General features: G+C 41.4%; 25 protein-coding genes. 19 read left to right on the top strand and 6 right to left on the bottom strand.

What is annotated here, in order from left to right; all coding sequences use genetic code 11:
• Positions 1-57 precede the first annotated feature (57 nt).
• Positions 58-735 carry a transcriptional regulator TctD gene (gene tctD / locus EAE91_RS19155; protein ID WP_214089881.1) on the top strand — a complete coding sequence of 226 codons (678 nt, stop codon included), beginning with the start codon at positions 58-60 and terminating at the stop codon, positions 733-735.
• Entirely contained in the window at positions 722-2143 is a 1422-nt protein-coding gene (locus EAE91_RS19150) for a sensor histidine kinase (protein ID WP_214089880.1), read from the top strand. The genes tctD and EAE91_RS19150 overlap by 14 nt, the downstream gene beginning before the upstream one ends.
• On the opposite strand, the gene EAE91_RS19145 is transcribed toward EAE91_RS19150, so the two are convergent.
• A complete protein-coding gene (locus EAE91_RS19145) occupies positions 2124-3038 on the bottom strand; it encodes a DMT family transporter (RefSeq protein ID WP_214089879.1) in 915 nt (304 codons plus the stop codon). The two genes, EAE91_RS19150 and EAE91_RS19145, sit on opposite strands and share 20 nt — an antisense overlap.
• A 102-nt stretch (positions 3039-3140) precedes the next feature.
• Here EAE91_RS19145 and EAE91_RS19140 point away from each other — a divergent pair, with 102 nt between their 5' ends.
• From EAE91_RS19140 to EAE91_RS19090, 11 genes are all read left to right on the top strand, one after another.
• Entirely contained in the window at positions 3141-3914 is a 774-nt protein-coding gene (locus EAE91_RS19140) for a helix-turn-helix domain-containing protein (RefSeq protein WP_214089878.1), read from the top strand.
• Between the two features lie 91 nt (positions 3915-4005).
• Positions 4006-5133: a 4-phosphoerythronate dehydrogenase PdxB gene (gene pdxB, locus EAE91_RS19135; protein WP_214089877.1), complete on the top strand. Its 1128-nt coding sequence runs from the start codon at positions 4006-4008 to the stop codon at positions 5131-5133.
• Positions 5134-5184: 51 nt separating this feature from the next.
• Positions 5185-6195 carry an aspartate-semialdehyde dehydrogenase gene (locus EAE91_RS19130; protein ID WP_214089876.1) on the top strand — a complete coding sequence of 337 codons (1011 nt, stop codon included), beginning with the start codon at positions 5185-5187 and terminating at the stop codon, positions 6193-6195.
• Positions 6196-6236: 41 nt separating this feature from the next.
• Positions 6237-7031: a tRNA pseudouridine(38-40) synthase TruA gene (gene truA / locus EAE91_RS19125; protein WP_214089901.1), complete on the top strand. Its 795-nt coding sequence runs from the start codon at positions 6237-6239 to the stop codon at positions 7029-7031.
• Positions 7032-7077: 46 nt separating this feature from the next.
• Positions 7078-7767, top strand: coding sequence for a DedA family protein (locus EAE91_RS19120; protein WP_214089875.1), 690 nt, complete (start codon positions 7078-7080; stop codon positions 7765-7767).
• A 102-nt stretch (positions 7768-7869) separates the two neighbouring features.
• The gene (accD, locus tag EAE91_RS19115; RefSeq protein WP_214089874.1) at positions 7870-8814 is read left to right on the top strand and encodes an acetyl-CoA carboxylase, carboxyltransferase subunit beta; all 945 of its coding nucleotides are present in this window, start codon (positions 7870-7872) and stop codon (positions 8812-8814) included.
• A complete protein-coding gene (folC, locus tag EAE91_RS19110; RefSeq protein WP_214089873.1) occupies positions 8807-10105 on the top strand; it encodes a bifunctional tetrahydrofolate synthase/dihydrofolate synthase in 1299 nt (432 codons plus the stop codon). Before accD ends, folC begins: the two co-directional genes overlap by 8 nt.
• Entirely contained in the window at positions 10095-10778 is a 684-nt protein-coding gene (dedD, locus tag EAE91_RS19105; protein ID WP_214089872.1) for a cell division protein DedD, read from the top strand. Before folC ends, dedD begins: the two co-directional genes overlap by 11 nt.
• A gap of 219 nt (positions 10779-10997) precedes the next feature.
• Complete coding sequence (cvpA, locus tag EAE91_RS19100) at positions 10998-11504, top strand: colicin V production protein (RefSeq protein ID WP_036778783.1); 507 nt, start codon at positions 10998-11000, stop codon at positions 11502-11504.
• Between the two features lie 14 nt (positions 11505-11518).
• The gene (gene purF / locus EAE91_RS19095; protein WP_214089871.1) at positions 11519-13036 is read left to right on the top strand and encodes an amidophosphoribosyltransferase; all 1518 of its coding nucleotides are present in this window, start codon (positions 11519-11521) and stop codon (positions 13034-13036) included.
• An 86-nt stretch (positions 13037-13122) separates the two neighbouring features.
• Entirely contained in the window at positions 13123-13707 is a 585-nt protein-coding gene (locus EAE91_RS19090) for a UbiX family flavin prenyltransferase (protein WP_214089870.1), read from the top strand.
• On the opposite strand, the gene EAE91_RS19085 is transcribed toward EAE91_RS19090, so the two are convergent.
• The 4 genes from EAE91_RS19085 to EAE91_RS19070 form a co-directional block, all read right to left on the bottom strand.
• Complete coding sequence (locus EAE91_RS19085) at positions 13688-14602, bottom strand: TIGR01777 family oxidoreductase (protein ID WP_214089869.1); 915 nt, start codon at positions 14600-14602, stop codon at positions 13688-13690. The two genes, EAE91_RS19090 and EAE91_RS19085, sit on opposite strands and share 20 nt — an antisense overlap.
• 154 nt (positions 14603-14756) lie before the next feature.
• On the bottom strand, positions 14757-15377 hold the full coding sequence (gene yfcG / locus EAE91_RS19080) for a GSH-dependent disulfide bond oxidoreductase (RefSeq protein WP_214089868.1): 621 nt from the start codon (positions 15375-15377) through the stop codon (positions 14757-14759).
• Between the two features lie 266 nt (positions 15378-15643).
• Positions 15644-17173: a hypothetical protein gene (locus tag EAE91_RS19075; protein ID WP_214089867.1), complete on the bottom strand. Its 1530-nt coding sequence runs from the start codon at positions 17171-17173 to the stop codon at positions 15644-15646.
• A gap of 56 nt (positions 17174-17229) precedes the next feature.
• Positions 17230-17640: a type III secretion system chaperone gene (locus tag EAE91_RS19070; protein WP_214089866.1), complete on the bottom strand. Its 411-nt coding sequence runs from the start codon at positions 17638-17640 to the stop codon at positions 17230-17232.
• A 910-nt stretch (positions 17641-18550) separates the two neighbouring features.
• Here EAE91_RS19070 and EAE91_RS19065 point away from each other — a divergent pair.
• Together EAE91_RS19065 and yfcD are read left to right on the top strand one after the other, a co-directional pair.
• Positions 18551-20428, top strand: coding sequence for a lipase family protein (locus EAE91_RS19065; RefSeq protein ID WP_214089865.1), 1878 nt, complete (start codon positions 18551-18553; stop codon positions 20426-20428).
• A 356-nt stretch (positions 20429-20784) separates the two neighbouring features.
• Entirely contained in the window at positions 20785-21336 is a 552-nt protein-coding gene (gene yfcD / locus EAE91_RS19060; RefSeq protein WP_214089864.1) for an NUDIX hydrolase YfcD, read from the top strand.
• Between the two features lie 186 nt (positions 21337-21522).
• Here the strand turns inward: yfcD and EAE91_RS19055 are convergent, their stop codons facing one another.
• Positions 21523-22392 (bottom strand): AraC family transcriptional regulator, encoded by an 870-nt coding sequence (locus EAE91_RS19055; RefSeq protein ID WP_214089863.1) that lies wholly within the window; start codon positions 22390-22392, stop codon positions 21523-21525.
• Positions 22393-23099: 707 nt separating this feature from the next.
• On the opposite strand from EAE91_RS19055, the gene EAE91_RS19050 reads away from it, so the two are divergent.
• The 4 genes from EAE91_RS19050 to EAE91_RS19035 are packed head-to-tail and all read left to right on the top strand — an operon-like array spanning position 23100 to position 24893.
• Positions 23100-23870, top strand: a complete 771-nt coding sequence (locus EAE91_RS19050) for a DUF4225 domain-containing protein (RefSeq protein ID WP_214089862.1) — start codon at positions 23100-23102, stop codon at positions 23868-23870.
• Entirely contained in the window at positions 23863-24222 is a 360-nt protein-coding gene (locus EAE91_RS19045) for a hypothetical protein (protein WP_214089861.1), read from the top strand. Before EAE91_RS19050 ends, EAE91_RS19045 begins: the two co-directional genes overlap by 8 nt.
• Complete coding sequence (locus tag EAE91_RS19040) at positions 24215-24568, top strand: hypothetical protein (RefSeq protein ID WP_214089860.1); 354 nt, start codon at positions 24215-24217, stop codon at positions 24566-24568. Before EAE91_RS19045 ends, EAE91_RS19040 begins: the two co-directional genes overlap by 8 nt.
• Positions 24561-24893, top strand: a complete 333-nt coding sequence (locus tag EAE91_RS19035) for a hypothetical protein (RefSeq protein WP_214089859.1) — start codon at positions 24561-24563, stop codon at positions 24891-24893. The genes EAE91_RS19040 and EAE91_RS19035 overlap by 8 nt, the downstream gene beginning before the upstream one ends.
• The last annotated feature ends 30 nt before the right edge of the window (positions 24894-24923 follow it).

Below are 24923 nucleotides of genomic sequence, written 5' to 3'. Positions count from 1 at the left end.
TGAAAATATAGTTATGTTTGTAATTATATTTATATTAATCGGTTAGATATTTAAAATATGCGCTTACTTTTAGTGGAAGACCACCCTGAATTATTGCACTGGTTGCAAAAAGCACTGAGTAGTGCGGGGTTTGCTGTAGATGTTGCGAGTGATGGTATTGTCGCTGATCAATTATTGCAGACAGAAAACTATGCCTTGCTGATTTTGGATGTTTCTTTGCCGAGGCTAGATGGCCTTTCATTGTTGGTTCGTTTGCGTAAACGTGGACAAAATTTGCCGGTATTATTATTAACGGCGAAAGCCGATGTTTCCGATCGAGTAAAAGGGCTTAATTCTGGTGCTGATGATTATCTGACGAAACCTTTTGATTTACAGGAATTGGAAGCACGTATCCGGGCATTACTTCGGCGTAGTGCAAATGTGCTACAGGAGACGCTGACATTCGGCTCTCTGGTTTATCAGGATGATGGTTACTTTGTTCTGAACGATGAGCCATTAGCTTTGACGCCAAGGGAACTTTCGGTTTTGACAACATTGTTCCATCGTCGAGGGCGACCTGTTTCTAAACAACAGCTATTTGAACAGGTATTTGCACTATTAGATGAAGCAAATCCACAAAGTATTGAACTTTATATCCACCGGATTCGAAAGAAATTGTCAGGCAGTAATGTGGGGATCAGTACATTACGGGGATTAGGTTATCGTCTGGAGTGCCAGAAAGATGACATGGTTTAAAGTACCGAACTCATTGTTTCACCAGTTGCTTTTGTTTTTTGGGGTGCCGCTATTTTTGTTGGGCTGTTTATCGGTTTGCACCCATTATTTCAGTGCAGAGAATGCGGCGACATTGGCTTATGACCGTACTTTATTAGCATCTGCTCGAACTGTGGCAGAACGGCTGGCAGTTAAGAATAACCAATTAATTGTCGATGTACCTTATGTGGTTCTGGATAGTTTTGAGCGAAATATGAATGATCGGCTATTTTATCAGGTGTTATCTCCTGATGGGGAGATAATTTCTGGTTATGATGATTTACCTTTGATCCCTAAAGATACGCTTCGCTCCAATTTATACACCGCTTTGGTTTATTTCTATGATGCTGAATATCACGGACATCCCATTCGGGTTGCAGCCCTTTATCAGCCAATCAATGAAGGGGGAATGATGGGAATGGCGTTGATACTGGTTGCTGAAACAGTGGCTTCTCGTCATTATCTTGCGCAACAATTATTAATATCTTCTTTGATGAGTCAAGGAACCGTGGTTGGGTTGACTCTGATTCTGGCTTATTTTCTGTTGAAACAGTTACTTAAACCATTGCATAAACTTTCTGGCGTCATGGTCCGTCGTCCCGCGAATGATCTCACTCCGTTACCGGATATGTTGCCTTGGTCAGAACTTTCCCCATTGTTATATGCATTTAATCGTTATATAGAGCGACTGAAACTGATGGTGAGCCGACAGGAGAGGTTCAGTGCGGATGCTTCTCATCAACTCAGGACACCATTAACGGTATTAAAAACTCAAGTAGCGGTAGCGCTTGCCAGCGAAGATCCCGCGCAATGGAAAGAAAGCTTACAGGCCATTGATAATACATTGGATAATACTATCTCTCTGACGGATCGTTTATTACAACTCTCTCGCTTGAAAGCGCATGAAAAGGAGGCTGTTCGAGATTATAGGCCGGTTAATTTAGTTGAATTGCTACAACAGGCGTGTTTTTCTCGTTTGCAACAGGCTGAAAGTAAGAATATTGATTTGGGTTATGAAGGTGAAAGTGCTCAATGGATCAAGGGGGAACCTGTATTACTGACAGAAATGTGCGCTAATTTATTGGACAATGCAATTAAATATACGCCGGAAGGTGGCATTGTCACGGCTAGAGTAATTCTCAGCTCTTGTAAGGCATACTGTTATTTGGAAGTGGATGACAGTGGGCCGGGGATTGCTAAAGAAGAAGTCAATTTGTCTCTGATGGCTTTTAATCGTCTTGATAATGCTGCGGGGCATGAAGGGGCAGGGCTGGGATTAGCCCTGGTCAAAGACATCAGTATTTATCATGGTACTCATCCCCAATTATTGCTTAGCGAAATGCTAGGAGGCTTATTGGTAAGAATCCCTTTTAGGCTTTCTGATGATTAACATCCTGAGATTTTCCTGTTTTACGTCTAATAAGAGGAGTACGTAGTTGCTGTGCCAGCATAACGCCCAATAACGTTATACCGCCACCAATCAGATGGTAACTGTGCATTTCTTCATGCAGAACCAGAATAGCGATAATTGTGGTAAATACCGGGGCTAGATTCATAAATATGGCGGCGGTATTAGCGCCAAGTTTTATAACACCTTGTATCCATAAGTAGGGAGCGAGGATTGAGGCCGGAATGCCAGCGAATAGGACTAACGAAATATTGTTAGTGTTTAGTTGAACATCTTTTGCTAACAAAAAATTGGGCAGTAATAACAGGACGCCAAAAGTGATTTGCACATACAGGGATTGCCAGTTGGGTAATGGAATAGACCAACGTTTGGTTAATACGCCATAGAGTGCGTAGGAGATGGAAGCAATCAACATCATCAACTCGCCGCGGCCTAAACCGTGTTGTAGTAATGATATAGGATCACCAGAGCTAACCAACCAGACTAAACCAAACAGAGATAGAACGGTACCGAGAACAATACCGACAGTGGGGATAACACGTAAAATAAATGTACTGATAACGACAGTTAAAAGAGGAATAAGTGAGTTAAGAATTCCCATAAATGTTGCGCTGACGCTGTGTGCTGCGTAATAAGCCAGGCTCTGATAAAGCACCATACCAAGTGAGCTAAGTATTAAGAGTTTCCACCAGTGTTGACGGATTGTTTTCCATTGGCGAATGACAGGTAATACAACAAAGGGGGTTAATGTGAGAAAAGCAAGGAACCAGCGGTAAAAAGAGATTGCAGCCGGATCAATAACAGTGGCGGAGGCTTTACTCACTACAGCATTAATTGACCAGATCAAGACTGCCAGAAGTGGAAAGATCATATTCATATAAGTGAATCGCATTGAGATAAAAATGAAGGCTCAGTCTAAAGGTGTCTGGTTTATTATATATAACGATAATCAGACAATAGATAAGGCAATTAAGACAATATGACAGAAAAGCTGAATGAACCTGTAGATATTATGGCTATTCCTGCGAGTATCTCTTTTCGTAACGAATTATTCAGTGCGAATACAGAATGTTTACCTCATGTCCATCCGTTTGGGCAACTTATTTATGTAGTTTGTGGCGTAATGGCAATGAATGTTGGGGAACAACATTTTTTGGCTCCACCACAATTTTGTGTCTGGATACCGGAAGGGGTAGAACATTCGGGCTATAGCAAAAAGGCTATGCGATTCAGAGCAATAGATATCTCTCCTCCGTGGGGGAAATTATTGCCGGATACCCCTTGTATTATTCAACTTAGTCCAATATTTAATGCGATTATGACGGATTGTTTTGAGCGCGGCTTGAAGGTACCGGAAACAGAACAGGATTTGCGGTTAGCGCAGGTACTGATTGATCAATTAGTTCAATCTCCTGTGCAATATACCTACCTGCCGTCATCTAAAAATAAACTTTTGGCACCGATATTACAGGAGCTTGAACATAATCCGGCTGATAATACATCATTAGCGCAATGGGCAAAACGGTGCTATACCTCGGAACGCACATTATCACGGCGTTGCCGACAAGAATTAGGCATGTCATTTAGCGAGTGGCGGCAACGGTTACGGTTTTTACATGCTATTTCCTTATTGGAGCAAGGGAAAACGGTTAATGAAGTTGCTTTTGATGTGGGTTACAGCTCATCTTCGGCGTTTATTGCTATGTTTCAGCAACTGGCGGGCAAAACACCAGAGCGTTTCAGGAAAAGTTAACAACAAAAGAAACTATACATTAATGGGTTTTGTTAAGATTCAGTGGCAAAATAGCTGGCTACGTCCGTTTTATGCCACAGGATGGAATTAAGTGAAGATTCTGGTTGATGAAAATATGCCTTATGCTGAGCAACTGTTTCAGCAATTGGGGGATGTACGAACTATTCCGGGGCGTCCGGTACCGGAGGGTGCATTAGATGACGCGGATGCATTTATGGTTCGCTCGGTGACTAAAGTCGATGAAGATCTGTTAAAAGGTAGCACGACAAGGTTTATCGGCACAGCTACCGCAGGGACTGACCATGTGGATCAGTCATGGTTATCACAGGCAGGAATTGGGTTTTCAGCCGCGCCGGGATGTAATGCCATTGCTGTGGTTGAATATGTTTTCTCTGCATTAATGTTGCTAGCTGAACGTGATAATTTTGAGCTTAAAGATAAAGTTGTCGGAATCGTTGGTGTCGGTAATGTCGGCAGTAGATTGGCGGAACGGTTAGCTGCTCTTGGTGTGAGGATACTCTTATGTGATCCACCAAGAGCTACCAGAGGGGATGTCGGCGAATTTTGGCCACTGGAAAAACTTGTCAAAGAGGCGGATATTCTGACATTCCACACGCCATTGAATAAATCGGGGCCATATAAAACATACCATTTAGTGGATGCTGAATTATTGTCGGCTTTACCGGATAATTGCATATTGATTAATGCCAGCCGTGGTGAAATTGTTGATAATCAAGCATTGCTTACCGAGTTGAAACGCGGCAAAAAACTCCGTGTTGTTCTGGATGTATGGGAGCCGGAACCTGATTTATCCCTACCATTACTGGAATTAGTTGATATTGGTACACCGCATATCGCGGGTTATACCCTCGAAGGTAAAGCGCGTGGTACCACACAGGTATTTGAAGCTTACTGTGAATTTCTTGGCCAACCCCGTAAAGTGGTTTTATCTGATTTATTGCCCGAGCCGGATTTCAGCCGGGTTACCCTGCATGGTAATGTGACTCAAAGCACACTAAAGCGGTTGATACATTTAGTGTATGATGTGCGCCGCGATGATGCCCCGTTACGGCAAGTAGCCGGTCAAAAAGGGCAATTTGATTATCTGCGTAAAAACTATTTAGAACGTCGGGAGTGGTCATCCCTGACGGTATGTTGCGATAACCGAGAAAGTGCTGAGTTGTTAGCCGCTCTTGGTTTCAGTACAGAACTGATTTAATCCGTGCAGAAATATATCTGCATGTCAGAAATATAGATGGAGAAAACCAACATGTCAGAAGGTTGGAATATTGCCCTGTTGGGTGCGACAGGAGCAGTAGGTGAAGCGATATTGGCGTTATTACAAGAGCGTCAGTTTCCCGTTGGTGAATTGTATCCTCTCGCCAGTGAGCGTAGTGCCGGTGAAAGCCTGCGTTTTAATGGTAAAAATTTTGTTGTTGGTGATGCGGCTGATTTTGACTGGTCACAGGTACAACTCGCTTTTTTCGTCGCTGGATTGGAGGCCACGGCACGATATGTTGAAAAAGCGACAGAAGAAGGTTGCTTGGTGATTGATAGCAGTGGACTGTTTGCTATGGAACCGGATGTACCTTTGGTTGTTCCAGGGGTGAATCCTCATGCCTTGGCGGATTATCGTAACCGAAATATTATTGCCTTGGCAGACAGTATGACCAGTCAGGTACTGACAGCTATTAAACCGCTGGTGGATGCTGCTGGAATTGCACGTTTGCATTTGACTAATCTGTTCTCTGTTTCTGTTCACGGCAAAGCGGCGGTTGATGAATTAGCAGGGCAGAGCGCCCGTTTACTTAACGGCATCCCACCGGAGCCGGGTCGTTTTAGTAAACAACTGGCATTTAATCTTTTGCCGTTGCCAACAGATATTGAAGGTTCTGTGAATGAAGAGCGTCGCCTTGTGGATCAAATACGCAAAATTTTGCAGGATGAGGGACTACCCATTTCAGTGAGTTGTGTTCAGTCTTCAGTTTTTTATGGTAATGCTCAGGTAGTCCATTTGGAAACATTGCGTCCGGTTGGGGTGGAAGAAGCTAGAGAAGAATTAGAGCGGATGGTTGATATTAACGTTGCAGATGAAGGTGATTATCCGACTCCAGTGACAGAAGCATCGGGTAATGATGCGCTGAGTATTGGTTGTCTGCGCCATGATTATGGTATGCCGGAAGTATTACAATTCTGGTCTGTGGCCGATAACATCCGGTTTGGTGGTGCATTAATGGCTGTTGAAACAGCGGAAAAACTGACTCAGGAGCAATTTTACTGATGTTCGGTACAGAACAAACGGAATCTGTGCCAGATTCAAAAATGAAAATTGCATTGGGAATTGAGTACGATGGCAGCCGATATTATGGCTGGCAACGTCAGCAAGAAGTGAAAAGTGTTCAAGGATGTCTTGAGGAAGCATTATCAAAAGTCGCCGATGAACCTATATCGGTATTTTGTGCTGGTCGGACCGATGCTGGAGTACATGCAACAGGGCAAGTTGTGCATTTTGAAACGCCTGTTCAGCGCAAGGATGCCGCATGGACAATGGGTGTGAATGTACACTTACCGCCGGATATTGCTGTTCGTTGGGTAAAAACCGTGGATGAGAGTTTCCATGCCCGTTTTAGTGCAACTGCCCGGCGATACCGTTACATTATTTTTAATCATCGTTATCGTCCGGCCGTGTTGGCTAATGGCGTGACTCATTTTCACTATCCATTGGATGAAAAGCGGATGCATCAGGCTGCGCAATGTTTATTAGGGGAAAATGATTTTACCTCTTTCCGTGCAGTTCAATGCCAATCTAAAACACCTTGGCGTAATGTGATGCATATTAATGTCAATCGTTACGGACATTACGTCGTCATAGATATTAAAGCCAATGCTTTTGTACATCATATGGTGCGTAATATTGTCGGCAGCCTGATGGAAATTGGTTGCGGGAATCAGGATATTAATTGGATGGCCCAGTTGCTTGCTTTAAAAGATCGGACGAAAGCCGCTGCGACGGCAAAAGCGGCAGGGTTGTACTTGGTTGCTGTCGATTATCCGGCGCAATTTGATTTGCCTGGCGCTGTTATGGGGCCTCTGTTTCTGGCAGATGATTTGATTTAACATTTTTAGTTGCCGACACGGATGTTTGGACATAGCGGGGAATATTATGGAATTTCTGACTCATTTTGTTGATTTTGCTAAATTTATTATTGATTTCATTCTCCATATTGACATTCATTTAGCCGAACTGGTCGCACAATATGGTAATTGGGTGTATGGCATTCTGTTTCTGATTTTATTTTGTGAAACAGGATTAGTGATTACTCCGTTTCTGCCGGGAGATTCACTGTTATTTGTTGCTGGTGCTTTAGCGGCTTTGGGCTCAAATGATCTGAATGTACATCTTATGGTGGTATTGATGATTATTGCGGCTGTTATTGGTGACGCAGTGAACTATGCTATTGGCCGCATCTTTGGCGAAAGGTTATTTACTAATCCAAATTCAAAAATTTTCCGCCGCAGTTATTTAGATAAAACACATGAGTTTTATGAAAAACATGGTGGGAAGGCAATTATTTTGGCGCGATTTGTGCCGATTATCAGAACATTTGCACCATTTGTTGCAGGTATGGGGAAAATGTCTTATCGTCGTTTTGCTGCTTATAACGTGATTGGCGCACTAGTTTGGGTACTGTTATTCACCTATTCTGGTTATATATTCGGTGATATGCCAATGGTACAACAGAATTTGAAACTGTTGATTGTCGCTATCATCTTTATCTCAATCCTGCCCGGAGTGATTGAAATTTGGCGTCATCGTCGTACGGTGATGAAGCAGAAAACAGATAACCGGTAACAGGTTTGAGCAGTTTTTTATCCACACTGTAATAGCATTGTGGTTTAATGGCACACAATAACAAAACTGGCATAAGTCAGATTCAGACGGAAAGATCATTCAATGAGCTGGATTGAAAAAATTCTTAATAAAAGCAACATTACCCAAACTCGTAAAGCAAATATCCCAGAAGGGGTTTGGACTAAATGTGATAGTTGCAGTCAGGTGCTCTACCGTGCTGAGCTAGAGCGCAATCTTGAGGTTTGTCCTAAATGTGATCATCACATGCGTATTTCGGCGCGAACCCGATTGGCTACACTCCTTGATGAGGGCACAACGACGGAATTGGGAGGGGAATTAGAGCCAAAAGATATTCTTAAATTCCGCGATTCCAAAAAGTATAAAGATCGTATATCAGCAGCGCAGAAGCAAACTCAAGAGAAAGATGCGCTGGTCGTGATGAAAGGTACCCTGAGTGGTATGCCAGTTGTTGCTGCTGCTTTTGAATTTGCATTTATGGGCGGTTCTATGGCTTCGGTTGTTGGTGCCCGTTTTGTTCGTGCCGTAGAACAGGCGTTGGCAGACAATTGTCCTCTGATTTGTTTTTCTGCTAGTGGTGGCGCTCGTATGCAAGAAGCATTGATGTCACTGATGCAGATGGCGAAAACCAGTGCTGCGTTAGCAAAAATGCAAGAACGTGGTTTGCCTTATATCTCTGTCATGACCGATCCGACAATGGGCGGTGTTTCAGCAAGTCTGGCGATGTTGGGTGATATCAATATTGCTGAACCAAAGGCGTTGATTGGTTTTGCCGGGCCACGAGTTATTGAGCAGACGGTTCGTGAAAAATTACCGTCTGGTTTCCAGCGTAGTGAGTTTTTGCTGGAAAAAGGGGCGATTGACATGATTGTTCGTCGTCCTGAAATGCGTGACACACTTGCCAGTTTACTTTCTAAACTAACTCATCAATCGCAGCCAGGTACTAAGCCAATTGTTGCTGAATTTGTGGCAGAACCCGCTGATGTTGAGGCGGATATTCAAATAAATACCAATAAAGAAGATGTCTGACACTTTACAAATTCCTCAAGCCACGTCGCCATTGATGACGTGGCTTTCCTATCTTGGAAATCTGCATACTAAGGCCATTGATATGGGGCTTGAGCGTGTGGGGAAACTTGCCCAAACTTTGGAATTGGTTAACCCCGCGCCTAAGGTGATAACTGTATCTGGTACTAATGGCAAAGGAACCACCTGTTGCACGATAGAATCCATTCTGTTGGCGGCCGGGCTGAGAGTGGGTGTTTACAGCTCTCCGCATCTTGTACGTTATACCGAAAGAGTGCGTATTCAGGGGAAAGAGTTACCTGAGCAGGAATTCTGCCGTGTATTTGCGGATATTGAATCTCGTCGCGGTGATATTTCACTAACTTATTTTGAATATGGCACATTGGCGGCTTTGCAACTGTTTAAACAAGCTTGTCTGGATGTGGTCATTTTAGAAGTAGGCTTAGGTGGTCGGCTGGATGCGACAAATATTGTGGACGCCGATATTGCTGCGATTACCAGCATTGCAATTGATCATATTGATTGGTTGGGGTCAGACCGCGAGCATATTGGTCGTGAGAAAGCCGGGATTTTCCGTAAAGATCGCTTTGCCGTGGTCGGTGAGCCGGATATGCCATTTTCTATTGCGGAAGTTGCGGGCGAATTAGGAGCCAAGCTGTTCCGCTGTGGCATTGATTGGCGTTTCTCTCAACAGGATAAAAACTGGCACTGGCAATCTGATGATAGGCTATTTAGCAATCTACCTTTGCCAAATGTTCCTCTGATGAATGCTGCAACGGCAATGGCTGTTATTTGTTGCCTGTTACGACAAGAGGATAAAGTCGGTCAGGCTATTAATGAGAGCGCCATCCATCAAGGGTTGCAAAATGCACAGTTGCCCGGGCGTTTTCAGATAGTTCGTGAAAATCCATTGTTGATCTTGGATGTGGCACATAATCCCCATGCGGCGGCTTATCTGGTGCAGAGATTGGCTCAATTGCCTCGTCAGTCGGGTAGTCGAGTCCTTGGCATCGTGGGTATGTTAGGTGATAAAGATATTGCCGGTACACTGACTTGCTTGTCACAGCAAATAAATGAGTGGTATTGCGCTCCGTTGACTGAATTCCGTGGTGCCGATGCACAGACACTGGCTCAGTATCTTGAACAGCCACAGCTATTTACTGATGTGGAAAGTGCTTGGCATCAGGCGATGGCTGATGCTAATGAGCAAGATATTGTTGTCGTTTGTGGCTCATTCCACACAGTAGCGCATGTCATGGAGGCTCTGGACAGGGAGAAAGGAAGTGGCAAGTAAATTTCAGAATCGTTTGGTTGGTACAATTGTATTGGTAGCATTGGGTGTCATTGTGCTACCTGCGTTGTTGGACGGCAACAAGAAATATAACGAAGATAAATTTGCATCAATTCCCTTGGTTCCAAAGCCGGGGGATGAGCAAGAAATTGAATCTATACCTCCTCTTAATCCACCAATATTATCAGTGCCTCTGGAAGATGAGACAGAGGCATGGCAGCCAGAAACACTGGAGCAGCCGGAAATACCATTGGTTACCACTCCTCAGCCCACGCCGATAGTCCCTCCTGCGGTTCAGCCAGAAGTGAAGCCTCAACCACAGATTAAACTTGAACCCAAACCAGATACTAAGTTGCCAGCCCCGGCGCTTAAACCTAAACCAGACATTAAGCCAGAGCCGAAACCTGAAGTTAAACCGGTTGAAACCGCCCCGCAAGGGCAGGCTTATATTGTACAACTGGGAGCTTTGAAAAATGCCGGAAAGGTAGATGAGATAGTTGCCAGACTACGCTTATCTGGTTATCAGGTTTATACGGTTCCTTCATCTCCGGTTCAGGGTCAATTAACGAGAATATATGTTGGTCCGAATGCCTCTAAGCAACAACTTGACTCAGCATTATCAGAATTGAAAAGTTTGACTGGATTACAAGGGCAGGTAAGGAGTTACAGGCCGTAATAAAAGTGGGTGGTGCCTATATGACGAATAGGACAACTATCATGAAGAAGTAAATATTCATGAAGAAGTAAATATTAAGTGACTGCGGTGATGATGATTACTCAAATTCGCCGCCCAATTATTTTCAGTGGGATAGGAAATCTTGCTACGCAAACGTTTTCGTTTTCTGTTAGAATGCACTTGAAACGGATGCCGAGGTGTCTATTTTGGAATTAAAACATGGTTTGGATTGATTACGTTATTATCGCCATTATTGGTTTCTCGGCATTAGTTAGCCTGATTCGTGGGTTTATTCGTGAGGCATTATCGCTGGTCACCTGGGGATGTGCTTTCTTTGTGGCAAGCCATTTCTATACTTACTTAGCGGTCTATTTCACCCGTTTTGAAGATGAATTGGTGCGTAATGGGATCGCTATTGCGTTGCTGTTTATTGCTACTTTGATTGTCGGTTCTGTGGTGAACTATGTGATAGGTTCTCTTGTGCAACGGACTGGATTGTCAGGTACTGATCGAGTACTGGGGGTCTGCTTTGGGGCATTGCGTGGTGTGTTGATTGTCGCTGCTATTCTGTTTTTTCTGGATACATTTACACCATTAGCTCGAAGTGAGGATTGGAAACAGTCGCAATTGATCCCACAGTTCAGTCATATCATTAGGTGGTTTTTTGACTACCTGCAAAATGCGTCAAGTTTCTTGCCGGAGAAATATACCTCTCCGTTTGGCTGATGAGGAAAAACTACATGTGCGGTATTGTTGGTATCGTCGGTTTTACACCGGTTAACCAGTCGATTTATGATGCGTTGACGGTGCTTCAGCACCGTGGGCAAGATGCTGCGGGCATTGCCACTATTGATGGTAACAATGGGTTTCGTTTACGCAAAGCTAATGGCTTGGTGAGAGACGTGTTTGAAGCCCGGCATATGCTGCGTTTACAGGGAACAATTGGGATTGGTCATGTTCGCTACCCGACAGCGGGCAGTTCTAGTGCATCGGAAGCTCAACCGTTTTATGTGAACTCTCCATTTGGTATTACACTGGCACACAATGGTAATTTGACGAATGCTCATGAGTTGAAGAAAAAGCTGTTTGAGGATGCCCGTCGCCATGTGAATACCACGTCAGATTCTGAGATTTTGCTCAATGTTTTTGCTAGTGAACTGGATTGCTTCCAGCATTATCCGTTAGAGCCTGACAATATTTTTGCGGCAGTAGCGGCAATGCATAAACAGGTGAGTGGTGCTTATGCCTGCATTGCGATGATTATTGGTCATGGATTAGTGGCTTTCCGTGATCCGCATGGTATTCGTCCGTTGGTTTTAGGTAAGCGTACTTTGGATGATGGCCGTAATGAATATATGGTCGCTTCTGAAAGCGTTGCATTGGATACGCTAGGCTTTGAATTCCTGCGGGATGTCGCATCAGGTGAAGCGGTTTATATTACTGAGCAAGGTCAGTTATTTACTCGTCAATGTGCTGAAAATCCTTCTCTGACCCCCTGTTTATTTGAATTTGTCTATTTGGCTCGCCCAGATTCCTTTATTGATAAAATTTCGGTTTATAACGCCCGTATACGAATGGGGCATAAGCTAGGGGCGAAAATTGCCCGTGAATGGGAAGATTTGCATATTGATGTGGTTATTCCAATCCCCGAAACATCTTGCGATGTTGCGCTAGAAATTGCCCGCATACTCGGTAAACCCTATCGTCAGGGATTTGTGAAAAACCGTTATGTTGGCCGAACATTTATCATGCCTGGGCAACAGGAGCGCCGGAAATCAGTCCGCCGTAAACTGAATGCCAATCGTGCAGAATTCCGCGATAAAAATGTGCTATTGGTGGATGATTCTATTGTGCGTGGTACAACGTCAGAACAGATTGTTGATATGGCTCGTGAAGCCGGCGCGAAGAGAGTTTATCTTGCTTCGGCAGCACCGGAAGTGCGTTTCCCGAATGTTTATGGCATTGATATGCCCAATGCAAATGAACTGATTGCTCATGGGCGTGAAGTGGATGAAATTCGCCAACTTATTGGTGCGGATGCATTGATATTTCAGGATTTAACCGATTTGATCGACGCTGTTCGTGAAGAAAACCCGGATGTTGATGGGTTTGAGAGTTCAGTATTCAACGGTGTTTATGTTACCAAAGACGTTGACCAGACTTATCTCTATTATCTGGAGAATCTGCGTAAAGACGATGAAGTAAAACTGAATAATCAGAATGAAATCGAAAATCTGGATATCTATAATGAAGGTTGATGGCCTTCGGGTTTAGCTAAAACCGCCGTAAACCCTTTACGGCGGGGAGTAGTCAGATAGTTGTTCAGTGTTTGTATGAGGGAAAAATGAAAAGATTGATAGTAGGGCTTACAGGAGCAAGTGGGGCCATTTATGGTATAAGGCTACTGCAAGTTTTACAGCCAGTTGAAGGAGTAGAAACGCATCTGGTTATCAGTCATTCCGCTCGCCAGACACTGGCACTTGAAACAGATTATCGTTTACGGGATGTGCAGGCGCTGGCTGATGTTGTATATGACAACAGAGACATCGCTGCGGCAATCTCTTCAGGTTCATTTAAAACCTTGGGCATGGTAATTTTACCATGCTCAATGAAAACCCTTTCAGGTATTGTTCACAGTTATACTGATGGATTAGTGACCAGAGCGGCAGATGTTGTATTGAAAGAAAGTCGTAAGTTAGTGCTTGGGGTGAGAGAAACGCCGCTGCATTTGGGGCATCTCAGGCTGATGACTCAAGCGGCGGAAATTGGCGCGGTGATCATGCCACCGGTGCCTGCATTTTATCATCAGCCTCAACAGATTCAGGATATTATTGACCAAACGGTTAACCGAGTGCTTGATCAGTTTGATATCGAGCTGCCTTATGATCTATTTACCCGCTGGCAAGGGGTTAAAAGCGTTGAGATTTAGTATCCAGTAAGTCTTGAAATGCCTCTTTTAGCTGAAAATAGCGGAAGCCAAAACCGGCTTGTTCCAGGTTATGCGGTATGGCCTGTTGTCCGCCTAGTACCAGTGCCGAAGCTTCTCCCATTAGTAATTTCAGCACGAAAGCAGGCGTTCGAATAATGGTAGGGCGATGCAATACTTCTCCCAGTGTTGCGGCAAATTGATCATTATGTACTGGATAAGGAGCGGTCATATTAAAAGGACCACTCAAACCAGGCGTCATTAACAGGTAATAGATGCCATTCACCATATCATCAATATGAATCCAGGGCAGATACTGTTTTCCGCTCCCCATAGGGCCACCAAGCCCAAGACGGAACAGGGGAAGCATTTTTTTCAGTGCCCCGCCGTTTTTTGCCAGCACAACACCAGTACGTAAAAGACAAACTCGGGTTTTATCACTGGCTGCCTGTAATGCAAGTTGTTCCCACTGCTTACATAGCTGATGAGTAAATTCATCATGAGGTGGCTCATGCTCTGTGACAACTGTTTGATTCTGATCCCCGTAATAGCCTACCGCAGAGCCGGAAATAAAGACTTCTGGTGGTGTCTGGCTGGCATTAATGAGCTTGCTGAGTTGCTCTGTTAATGTCCAGCGACTCTGACACAGCTTCTCTTTTTGAGTTGGAGTCCATAATTTATTTGCTATGGGTTCGCCGGCAAGATTGATTACGGCATCAAAATCGTTGAGATCGGTTTTATCTTTCAGGCTGGTCCAGCATTCAGCTTGATTGCTGAATAGAGAATAAACTTTTTGAGGTGAGCGGCTTAGAATAGTAATGGAATGGGATAGGGAAAGAAGCTGGCAAACCAGACGGCTACCAATCAAACCGGTTCCTCCGGTGATTAAAATATGCATAACCACTCCTATAACCTAATTTGTTGATATAAGAACTGTTGTTGATATAAAAAACTATAGCATATAGCAGAGATATAAGGGCTGTGGTTAAAGATATAGCTATCTGTTAGCCGGATCAAGTTTTGCGGGGAAATAGTTACCCCGCAGACAGGTATTAAGCTTTGCTATAAGCAATTTCAGTGGCGGGGCGTTGACTAATAGCATCAAACCATTTTTTCACGGCCGGATAATCATTCAGATCAATATTCTGACGTTCATAGGCACGAACCCACGGATAAGTTGAGATATCAGCAATACTGTATTCCTGACCACCCAGATAGGGTGTTTTTTCCAATTGAGTATTCAGGACTTGATACAAGCGCTTTGTCTCTTCCTGATAACGATTAATCGCGTAAGGGACTTTTTCTGGCGCGAAATGACTAAAGTGGTGATTTTGTCCTAGCATTGGTCCAAAGCCACCGACCTGCCAAAATAGCCATTGCAGGCTTTGAATGCGTTCACGCATATCTTTGCTAAGTAACTTGCCCGTTTTTTCTGCCAGATAAGTAAGAATGGCACCAGATTCAAAAATAGCGATAGGTTTGTCACCATCGATTGGTTGCTGATCAACAATAGCGGGAATCTTATTATTAGGCGAAATGGCAAGAAATTCAGGTTTGAATTGATCCCCGGTACCAATATCAATGCGGTGGATATTGTAGGGAATGCCAGCTTCTTCCAGGAAGAGTGTGATTTTATGGCCGTTTGGCGTTGGAGCATAATACAGATCGATCATGGAACCTCCAGTGGAACATGTAATTGCATCACACATTATCATTAATTTGTGCTGCGTGTAAGGTATGTTGATATCCTTCTTGGTCTGAGAGCGACGATTATTGCAGTGGGTAGGTTGTTGTCTTGGTTTCTTTAATGTGCCTTTTCATCTCCTGCTATATTAACCGGTCTGCATGCTGTGGCGGTGTTAATGATCTTCCTGAATAGCACGACAGGAAGATCTATTAATAAAGAGGTGATCAGCTTTTCTTCTGGATAAAAGCGTACTTATTTGGAGCTCGTCTTTATGCTGCCATCCGCATTAACTGTTGCCCGGCTTCCGCCGTACAGATCTTTCCTGAAAGTAGAGTAATCTGTGTGGACATCATCACGGCCTTCTAATTCTGCCAATATTTCCTGGCTGGATATGCTAAACCCTTTGGCATGTATAGGAGAAGAGAAGGGTTCGGTATAGAGATTCAATCCCCACTGAGGCGCTAAACCGTGGTTAGCCGCCCCTAGATTCACTTCAATCATAGAGTGATGATTATCATCAACCAGATAACCTGTTGCCAGCCATCGAGTAAGTTCTTTCATTTCCCGATCCCCACGTTGAATTGATTGCTCTGTTGATTCGCCGTTAGTAGGCGTACCTAAAGCAAGATCATTTTTCAGGCCCGCCCCCAACAACCTGGCCGCAGTAATAAAACGATCTGTGGTGCCGGAAGGTGCAGCGACAGTTGGCAAATTGTGTAGAGCTGCATCCTTGGAAAATCCGGTATTTTCTTTCACATTCCAGACAGAAAAACCGTTACCACGTTGTACGATAATGTTTTCCTTAGCTAATTCTTGATGTGCTTTGATAGGTTCTGACTGACCAAATTGATAGTCAGTTCTATCCAGCCGGTTACGAGGATTTAAACTGGCAAACGCCAACTCCCGATTGGTCAAACGATTATCGGCCTCAAGTGAAGCGGCGGTTGACCAGACCCCATCCTTATCAGGAGCCGGTGCTCTGAAATCATTTTGGACTTTTGTCAGACTATTGCCAGCCAGAGCCGGGTTACTAATAACTTCTTGCCCATTTACCTGTTTAGTCACCTGATATAATTCGGGGTTTTCAGAGGCATTAAATTTATTTTCATTTTTGAAAGTGTAGAGTGCCAATTGATCAGGTAAGGGCTTTTCCTTAGTGGAACCGCGAGCCGGCGCAAAGTTTTTACTTTCCAGGTAACCAATATCAATTATATCCTTGAATTCTGATTTCAATTCAGGTGATGAATAGATTTTCTCCAGAGTGTCCCGGAAATAAGCTGAGTTGGTGAGATCATAGTAAGCAGTGGCCTTCTCTCTCAGTGTTAGCGGCTCTGTATTTGCTCTATCAGGTCCGACACCGTTCTGCCGTGCTTCGTTAATGATGCGAGTAAATCCACCTGCGCCAAGCTGACCGACAATACTAAAACCGGGTTTATCACCGGTATAGGCATGAAGCATTTTAGTGATTGCGGTTAACTCATTACCCTCCGCTCGAACAAAAAGTTTCACCAGGTTGGATAAGAGAGAATCAACCGTTTTATGGGCGGCGGTGCTTTCGCCAGCTAAACGAGAAATATTAGTTTCAATTTGTTTATTGGTTACGACGGATTTTTCATTCCATCGTGTGATAATAGAGGTCGGCGCTGTAAGTGGATTATCAATGGTATTATTTAATAATGGCTCGCAGCAATGGCTAGTTTTATCTGTTGCAGTTGGTTGATGCAACTCAGTTTGATGAATATCTATTCTGGTGTTAGCTCTATGTATTGAAAAATCTGGCATATTTTCTCTCCATTATTTTATTTTCTGCTGTGAACCCTTTGGTCTGAAAAAACAGATCAAACAAAAATATCGTGGGCCGAAGCGGAAGTGGTGGATTTAATTTCTGGAAAAGGAAGTTCGGCTCTTATTTTTTGCAGGTTTCCCAGAATATTAGCCAAGTCAGTAGCATCGATTCGTTCTATATCTTGTAATAAACAGAGACGAATAGTTTGCGTTGGCTGATGTAATGCAAGCCATGCTCCTCCCAGTATATTTATATTACTGTTTAATGAGAGCCAAAATTCCGCATCATTATTAACAAATGAAGCCACTGTATGATGGAAAGTCAGCATCGATCCTGTTGAATCTACTTCTAACCACCAGGGGCCATAATCACCAATGTTCAATTGCACTGCACCGGTGGAAAGATTCAACATAATGTTGGTTTGAGCGGCAAAATCTGCGCATAATTTTTCTAATTTGGACATCAATAAATCTCATCAAAAAAATTAACAGTAAAATATTGCCACAAATTATGTGGTCGAAGCGCGGGATCGTCTATCAAAAACAGGCAATAATATTGTAAGAATTAATCAGATAAATGGGTTCTTGGTAGGACTTCAACATACGGTGACGGCTGGTTTTTATGAAGAATATGGTGATAAACCTAGCGGAATAAAGTGACATGCTAAGACTGCATTCAGCGAGGATTTCCGAGCCCTGGTAGATTAAGGAGCTAGTTCGAGCATATTGCGGGATGACTATTTTATATGATGACTATGGCAAGAACATAGAAATGTAAAATATTTCTATTACTTTGATATATAGATTTTATCTAACTTATTTAAAGCTAAAATACTTAATATGACCGGGACAATAAAATCTGCATATTCTTTAAATAATATTTAAATGAAAATAGATTATAAATAATTGACATAATATTTATGTCAATAATAAAGTAATGATATATTATCACTTGATCTTTTTTGCTATTTTGGCTTGGAATAGATGGGGTGTTTTTATTATTTGATTCATTAAAGATAAAATTTAATGATTAACCATGATAGTGAGTAAGGATAATGCTTTTTTCATGTAAATCAAATTGTTATTTCTTATGTTTTGTGGTGATGATAATTTTGTATCAGGTTAATAAGTTTGTGTTTTTTATTTTTTGTGGATTTAGTGTTTGTGAAATTAAATAAATCAATGATCTGCATTGTTATTTGGCTGCCATTTTTTACCTTGAGTTTTTCATAATGATATTCGTTTTGCATTTATTGAATTTTATTGCAATTACAGACTTGAGCGAATGAATTTTCTCTCCCACTATTATTAGTGTATCGACCTGATAATAAGCGTCGAATCAATATTGCAGAATAAAAAAGGAAAATAATAATTATGAGCGAATTATGCCCAGATGGCACTATTGATAGCCAAAAAATTACAGAAAATTGGGTGGAGTTTCAATTAGTTGATGAACAAGGTAATCCATTAGTGAATATACCTTATCGTCTGATTAGTAGCGGGAGGTTGCGAGATGAGCGCAAAGGTGTGACTAATAACCAAGGATTGCTTAGGGAAGAAAACTTATCCCCTGATGCGGTAACGTTATATATCAGTGCTCAACCATTAGCTGATGAAATGGAACAGCGTCCATTACGGGAAAAACGCAGTATTAGGGCGTCAGTTGTCAAACCAAAAGCAGACGCGGAAGGTCATCAACACCGTTATGTGACGATTGGACAAATAAGTGATGGCTTGCCTGTCATTGATAAATGGATAGAAGAGAAACCGCCACGTTATCATTTCCCAGACCCGGTACCGAAAGGTTTTCGTGTTCTCTCGACAAACTGCCGGTATGTTTTGGAAGTGTGTCCGTTTCGTGCGTGGGTACTATTGTTACATCATCAGAAAGATTATTCCCTGGTGAATGCTTATAATTTGGCATTGATGGGATTGCTGTCATATTTTGATGATAATGTTGATATAGCAGGCTCTATTACTCATTTTTTTAACCGACAGATGCTGGATATATCTCAATTGCCCAGTAAGGTAGAAAAAATAGCGCGTACTCCCATTGTTTATGATGTGCCATTTAGTGAACGTTACACTGATGTTGTATTTATTGATTCAAAGGCGGGTGAAAGCGGAATAGGAGATACGGAATTATTTTATGTAGCTAATCAACGGGATATTATTATCAGTTGGCGAGGGACGGCAAGTGTCGATGACGCCATCACTGATATTATGTATCAACCATTGAAATTGGGTTGTGAACCAGATGGTGTATGCAGTGGTTTTATTAATAATGGTAAAGTTCATAGGGGGTTTTGGGAGGCATTTAATCTTATTGGTCAGTTAAAAGCTCCCGGTTCTGATGAAAATGTGTTTGATAAGATTATTGATTTAGCTAAAGACCGAGACGTATTTGTTTGTGGGCATAGTTTAGGGGGCGCTTTAGGATTATTACATAGTGCCCAACTGAAAGAATATTATCCTTGCTTGTATAGCTATGGGATGCCTCGGACATTAACTCGTAGTGCGGTACAAGAATTGGAAGATATTACACATTACCGTCATGTGAATGAAAATGATTTGGTTCCCTCTATGCCGCCGGAAAAAGATTTGGATAACTGGCTTTATAATTATTGGGGACCATTGGGTTATCTATTTAGTACCATTGAGTTGTTGGGTTTGACAAAAGGTCAGGAAGTTTTCTTGCATCATGGGGAAATAGTTCATTTTTATAAAGCTGATCTTATTATTGAAACTTTCAAAAAAGATGATTCAAATAACCTTATACGGCTTACGGAGGTATTGCCTATCATGGCAAAATTGTATTTGATTCCGTCATTGAATCATCAAACGGAAGATAATATGAAGCAAGCATTGGAGATTCAAAAAGCGTTTTTCAAACAGATAAGCGATAATGATAGGAAAAAATGGTTTCCACGTAATGCAAACCCGACCTTAAAATATGCCTTGGGTGTACCTGACCACTATATGCTTAAATATGTTCATTATATTGGTGATAGAATTGCAGAGTTGTTTGTGCCAGATGTATATTATGTTTATCGGGATCAGAAACAATTATTTGAAAGAACAATGGATGAAAGGAGTGATATTGTTCCTGATATTCGGCAACGTAATACACTATTTTTGAATATGGATGACCAATTAGAACTGGCACTTATTGATACTCTGCAAGATCAACGTGGCATTTTGGCTTTAACACGTTATAGCAATATTGCTACGCGGATTGAAAAAGAGTTATGACGAAACAGAGGTGAATAAATTAAATATTAAGATTAGGGAATTGATATTTATAACCGAATAATAGAATGCTAGGAAATAATGCCGCCATAATGAGAAATATGGACGGATAATGGTTGAAATTCTCTTTTATAATTTTCAGGGTTGATAAGGTGAAGCTATCAACCCTGTTATCATTACCAGTAACAATCTTATCAGACTACAGTTTCTTTACAGTTCTATTTCAAGTTTAGCGAAAAGGTTGCATGAGCCGTCCGAAACGAATAACTTCGTAGAGTCCCTATCGATTTGGTTGTTTTGAGTAAAATAAACATCTTGTGGATTTGCAATTTTTTGCTAATAAAAAAGGTTTTTTGAAGATGGAACAAGAGAATCAAGAGAGTGTAGTGAGTGTTGAGTGGATTGATATCGTTAATGAAAATAATGAAGTCATTGCTCAGGCTACGCGTCGGCAAATGCGAGCTCAACGTTTACGACACCGTGCGACTTATATTGTCGTTCACAACGGCATGGGAAAGATTTTGGTTCAACATCGTACAATAACTAAAGATTTTTATCCGGGAAAATTGGACGCGACCGCCGGTGGTGTTGTGATAGCGGGTGAAAATATGCTGGATTCTGCCCGGCGCGAAGCAGAAGAAGAGTTAGGTATTGCCGGTGTGCCTTTTGCAGAACATGGTAGTTTTTATTATGAAGCGGAGGATTGCCGTATTTGTGGCGCATTATTCAGTTGTATCTGTCATGGTCCGTTTGCTTTACAGGAAGCGGAAATTGATGATGTGTGCTGGTTGACGCCGGAGGAGATAACCGCTCGCTGTGATGAATTCACCCCTGATTCGCTGAAAGCACTTTCTCTGTGGCTGACACGTAATAACGATTTTGATGCAATTATTGTCAATAGAAAAAAATGAGAATAGCCCGAAAAGAATTATCTAAATTAATCTGAGTAAAAATTAATGAGGCTGTACATTTTTATTGATTATTGATGAAGAGCTGGAGGGTGGCTGGTGGTCATCCTCCAATATGACCACGCTATTTTTTCGGAAACGTGTTAATAACATGCCGTAAAATATGTGCTTGGAGACACAAGCACCACTCTATTTAAGCGGTAAGTAAATATCCGTCAGTAATTCGTGTGTAGCGACTTCATGCACAAAGTTAAGGTAATGAAAGTACAGTGGGAAATCGCGCAGTTCTTCCCCGCTGGCAGGTAGCCAGTCGCGATACAAATATCGCGCACTTTCCGATAAAGAATCATGTGAACCATAATGACGAGCCACGGCACAGCGTCCACCGGGTATGGTGCCGTTAGTCACTCCGAACCGATTATTCTCTTGGATTGGCGTGACTACTGTACCGCAAATATCAAAGCGGAAATCTTCTCCTTTTATTGTTGCTGGATCGTGTGGAGCAATACCGTAGGTTTGACTGCTAATAACCGGCGACAGTCCTGTGGTTTTACGCCATTCGATAAAACGTGCAGCGGTTGCATTGATCAATTCGGGTTGACCATGATGGGGCAATATGGCAACACGTGTTTCTGGAAAATTAACAATTTTTACATTCATGGTTTGTCTCCTTATATGTTTTTGTTCAGGAATACATTGGTGCCAATTTATCCAAGCCGGTTGTTTTCGGAATTGGCTTGGTGTCAGACCAAATGATTGCTTGAAGGCCCGACTGAATGATTCCGGGTTTTGAAAACCGGCGTCCAACGCAATATCGATGATTTTTTCTAGCGGATTGAATGCCAGGCGGTAGGAAGCACGCTTTAATCGCATTAATTGGATATAGCGTCCTACAGGTATACCGCAGTAATTGGCAAACTGTCTGTGAAAGTGATAACGCGAAAAATTCGCTACCTCACTCAGTTGTTCCAATGTGAGTGGCTCATCCAAATGGCGCTCAATATAATGAAATACCTGATTGAATCGTTTGACGTAGGCGTCAGTTTTATCATTGTGCATTGCATCCTCCAATTAGAGAGCACTATGCCTAAACATAAGAGACATTGCCTGACTGATCTTGCTGATTTTGGCATTAAGCCGATGTGAGAAACATTATTTTAAATGAAGCTCTAATCGTGTAAGGAAGAAAATAATAGCACATAGCAGGGCAATGAATTGAAAGCGCATTAGGTAGTAAAAAGAGTATGAAGATTTTAATCCTATTGATCTTATTAATGAAAATAACCGGATTCTTTAGGGATGAGAAACTCTATGGGGATATAATTGTTATTGTTGAAGAATAGATAGTGTTTAAGTAAGGTTAAAAATTAGGTTTGAATAATGGTTAGTATTTAGAAGATAGAATATCTGGGGAAGAAAAGACTATTTATTGTTCTATTATTGTGATTTAATGGGTTTGGTTTGATAGAAGTCGTAAAGATATTGTATGACCCAGATAATCTGGGTATTCGCTATGGAAAAACATTTCTCGATATTGGAGTGCTTTAATAGGTGTTGTTAGGAATTAGGATCATGTGGGACCAAATCATAGCTATCTGATTCAGCCGTGGATGAGGACTTTTTTATATAACGGTTATCCATTGGAGTTTAGAATCAGCATTCTAAGACTAAGGGTTTACAATGTTCTTTTGGACAGGATCATGGAATGGTTATCACATTGTTTGGGGATCGTATGAGTCAAAATTAACGAGTTATAGAGGTTTAACATGGCATTTTCATCAAGACAGAGTTTGTATTATTTAGAACTCAAAATTAAAGAATTACATGAGATATCATCCAAGCTTAATTTTAGATATCTTTCTGATGCTAGAAGTAGGTGTCGTTTCCTTTTTGAAATAAATGAACTCATCAGAACGGTTAATCATGAGATAGGTACAAATTGCTTGTCTGTTGATGGTGGTATTGCAATCCTGCAAGATGAAATAGATAACCTGAAGAGACAGGAATTTGACCTGTTAATGAATGATAGCCAGCTATATATGATTGTTCAAAAAGAAAAAAAGGATGAAATAATCAATTTATTTTTGAAACAAGTTGGTTTTGTTAGTGGTGGTTCTCAAATCTTTGCAGGTTTTGGCGTATGCGTGGCCTCTCTTGGTGCAGCTTGTGCGGGTTTTGGTGTACCTCTAATGATACAGGGAGGAAATAATGTTTATGAGAATGGGTATTACCTGTTATTAAGAAAAGAGGTTTCAGGTCCGGTAAGGGATGTTTATCGTGATGCGGCTAAAACGCTTGGTTATAGTGAAGCTGATGGTGATAGAGTTTACGGCTATGTAGATCTGGGATTGTCTGGGTACGGAATGGCAAGATCTGTTGTGAGGCCCGGAACTTTTCGTTTATTTAGATATATAAAAACTGATTATATCAGAGGGTGGCAAGAGATGGGAAAAGTACCTTTGCTTGCTGAACTTATTGGTGATATGGTGACTAGTTTCAGTATTTATTCGATTTCTAAAGGTGAGAAAGATGAATAATGACGTGACGTTATCCTATTATAATGTCTTTTTTGTAATTATTTATTACACAATGTCTATTTTCGTGCTTGTTGTACTTTTTAAGTTGAGGGGGTACGTAAAAATTTATATTCAAGCGGTTGTTTTTACTATTATTTTTTTGGTTTTTACTGTTATTCAATATAATATTTTATTAAATGGCGATGTTCTGATATATATATGTCCACATTATTTTAATATTTATGATTATAGCTCAATTCGGTTTGGTGCTTTGTTTTTCTTTATTGTATATTGCTGTCTGATGCCTGTGAGCAAATTTTATCGTGAGGAAAGAGAAAAGCAAAATGGAAATAATGGTGAAAAAAATGAATGATGATGTGACGTTATCCTATTACAATGTCTTTTTTGTAATTATTTATTACGCAATATCTATTTTCGTGCTTATTGTACTGTTTAAGCTGAGTGGATATGTAAGAGGCTATATTCGAGAGGTGATTTTTACTGTTATTATTGTGGTTGTTAGTACTGCTCAATTTAGTATTTGTGTAAATGGTGGTGTGCTGGTATATATATTCCCACATTATTTTAGTATTTACGATTATGATTCAATTAAGTATGGCTCTTGGGGTTTTGTATTTTTATATCCTTGTCTTCTTATTATGGATAAACCCTATAGTAAAGAAAAAGAAAACAGAGATAATGGTGAAAAAGATGAGTGATGGTATAACGTTATCCAATTATAATATCTTTTTTGTAATTATTTATTACGCAATGTCTATTTTCGTGCTTATTGTACTGTTTAAGCTGAGGGGATATGTAAGGGGTTATATTCGAGCGGTGCTTTTTACTGTTATTTTTGTGGTTGTTAATACTGTTCAGCATAATATTGCTGTAAATGGTGGTGTATTGGTATATATATTTCCACATTATTTTAGTATTTATGATTATAGATCAATCCGGTTTGGTGCTTTGTTTTTTGCAATTGCATATTCTTGTCTTCTTACTATGAATAAACCTGATAGTAAAAAAAAAGAAAATAATTGATATTTATTTGATGGATTATAGAGTGAAATT

The sequence above is a fragment of the Photorhabdus noenieputensis genome, from assembly GCF_018448935.1.
Lineage (GTDB): Bacteria > Pseudomonadota > Gammaproteobacteria > Enterobacterales > Enterobacteriaceae > Photorhabdus > Photorhabdus noenieputensis.
This window is presented reverse-complemented; position numbering and strand designations above follow the sequence as displayed.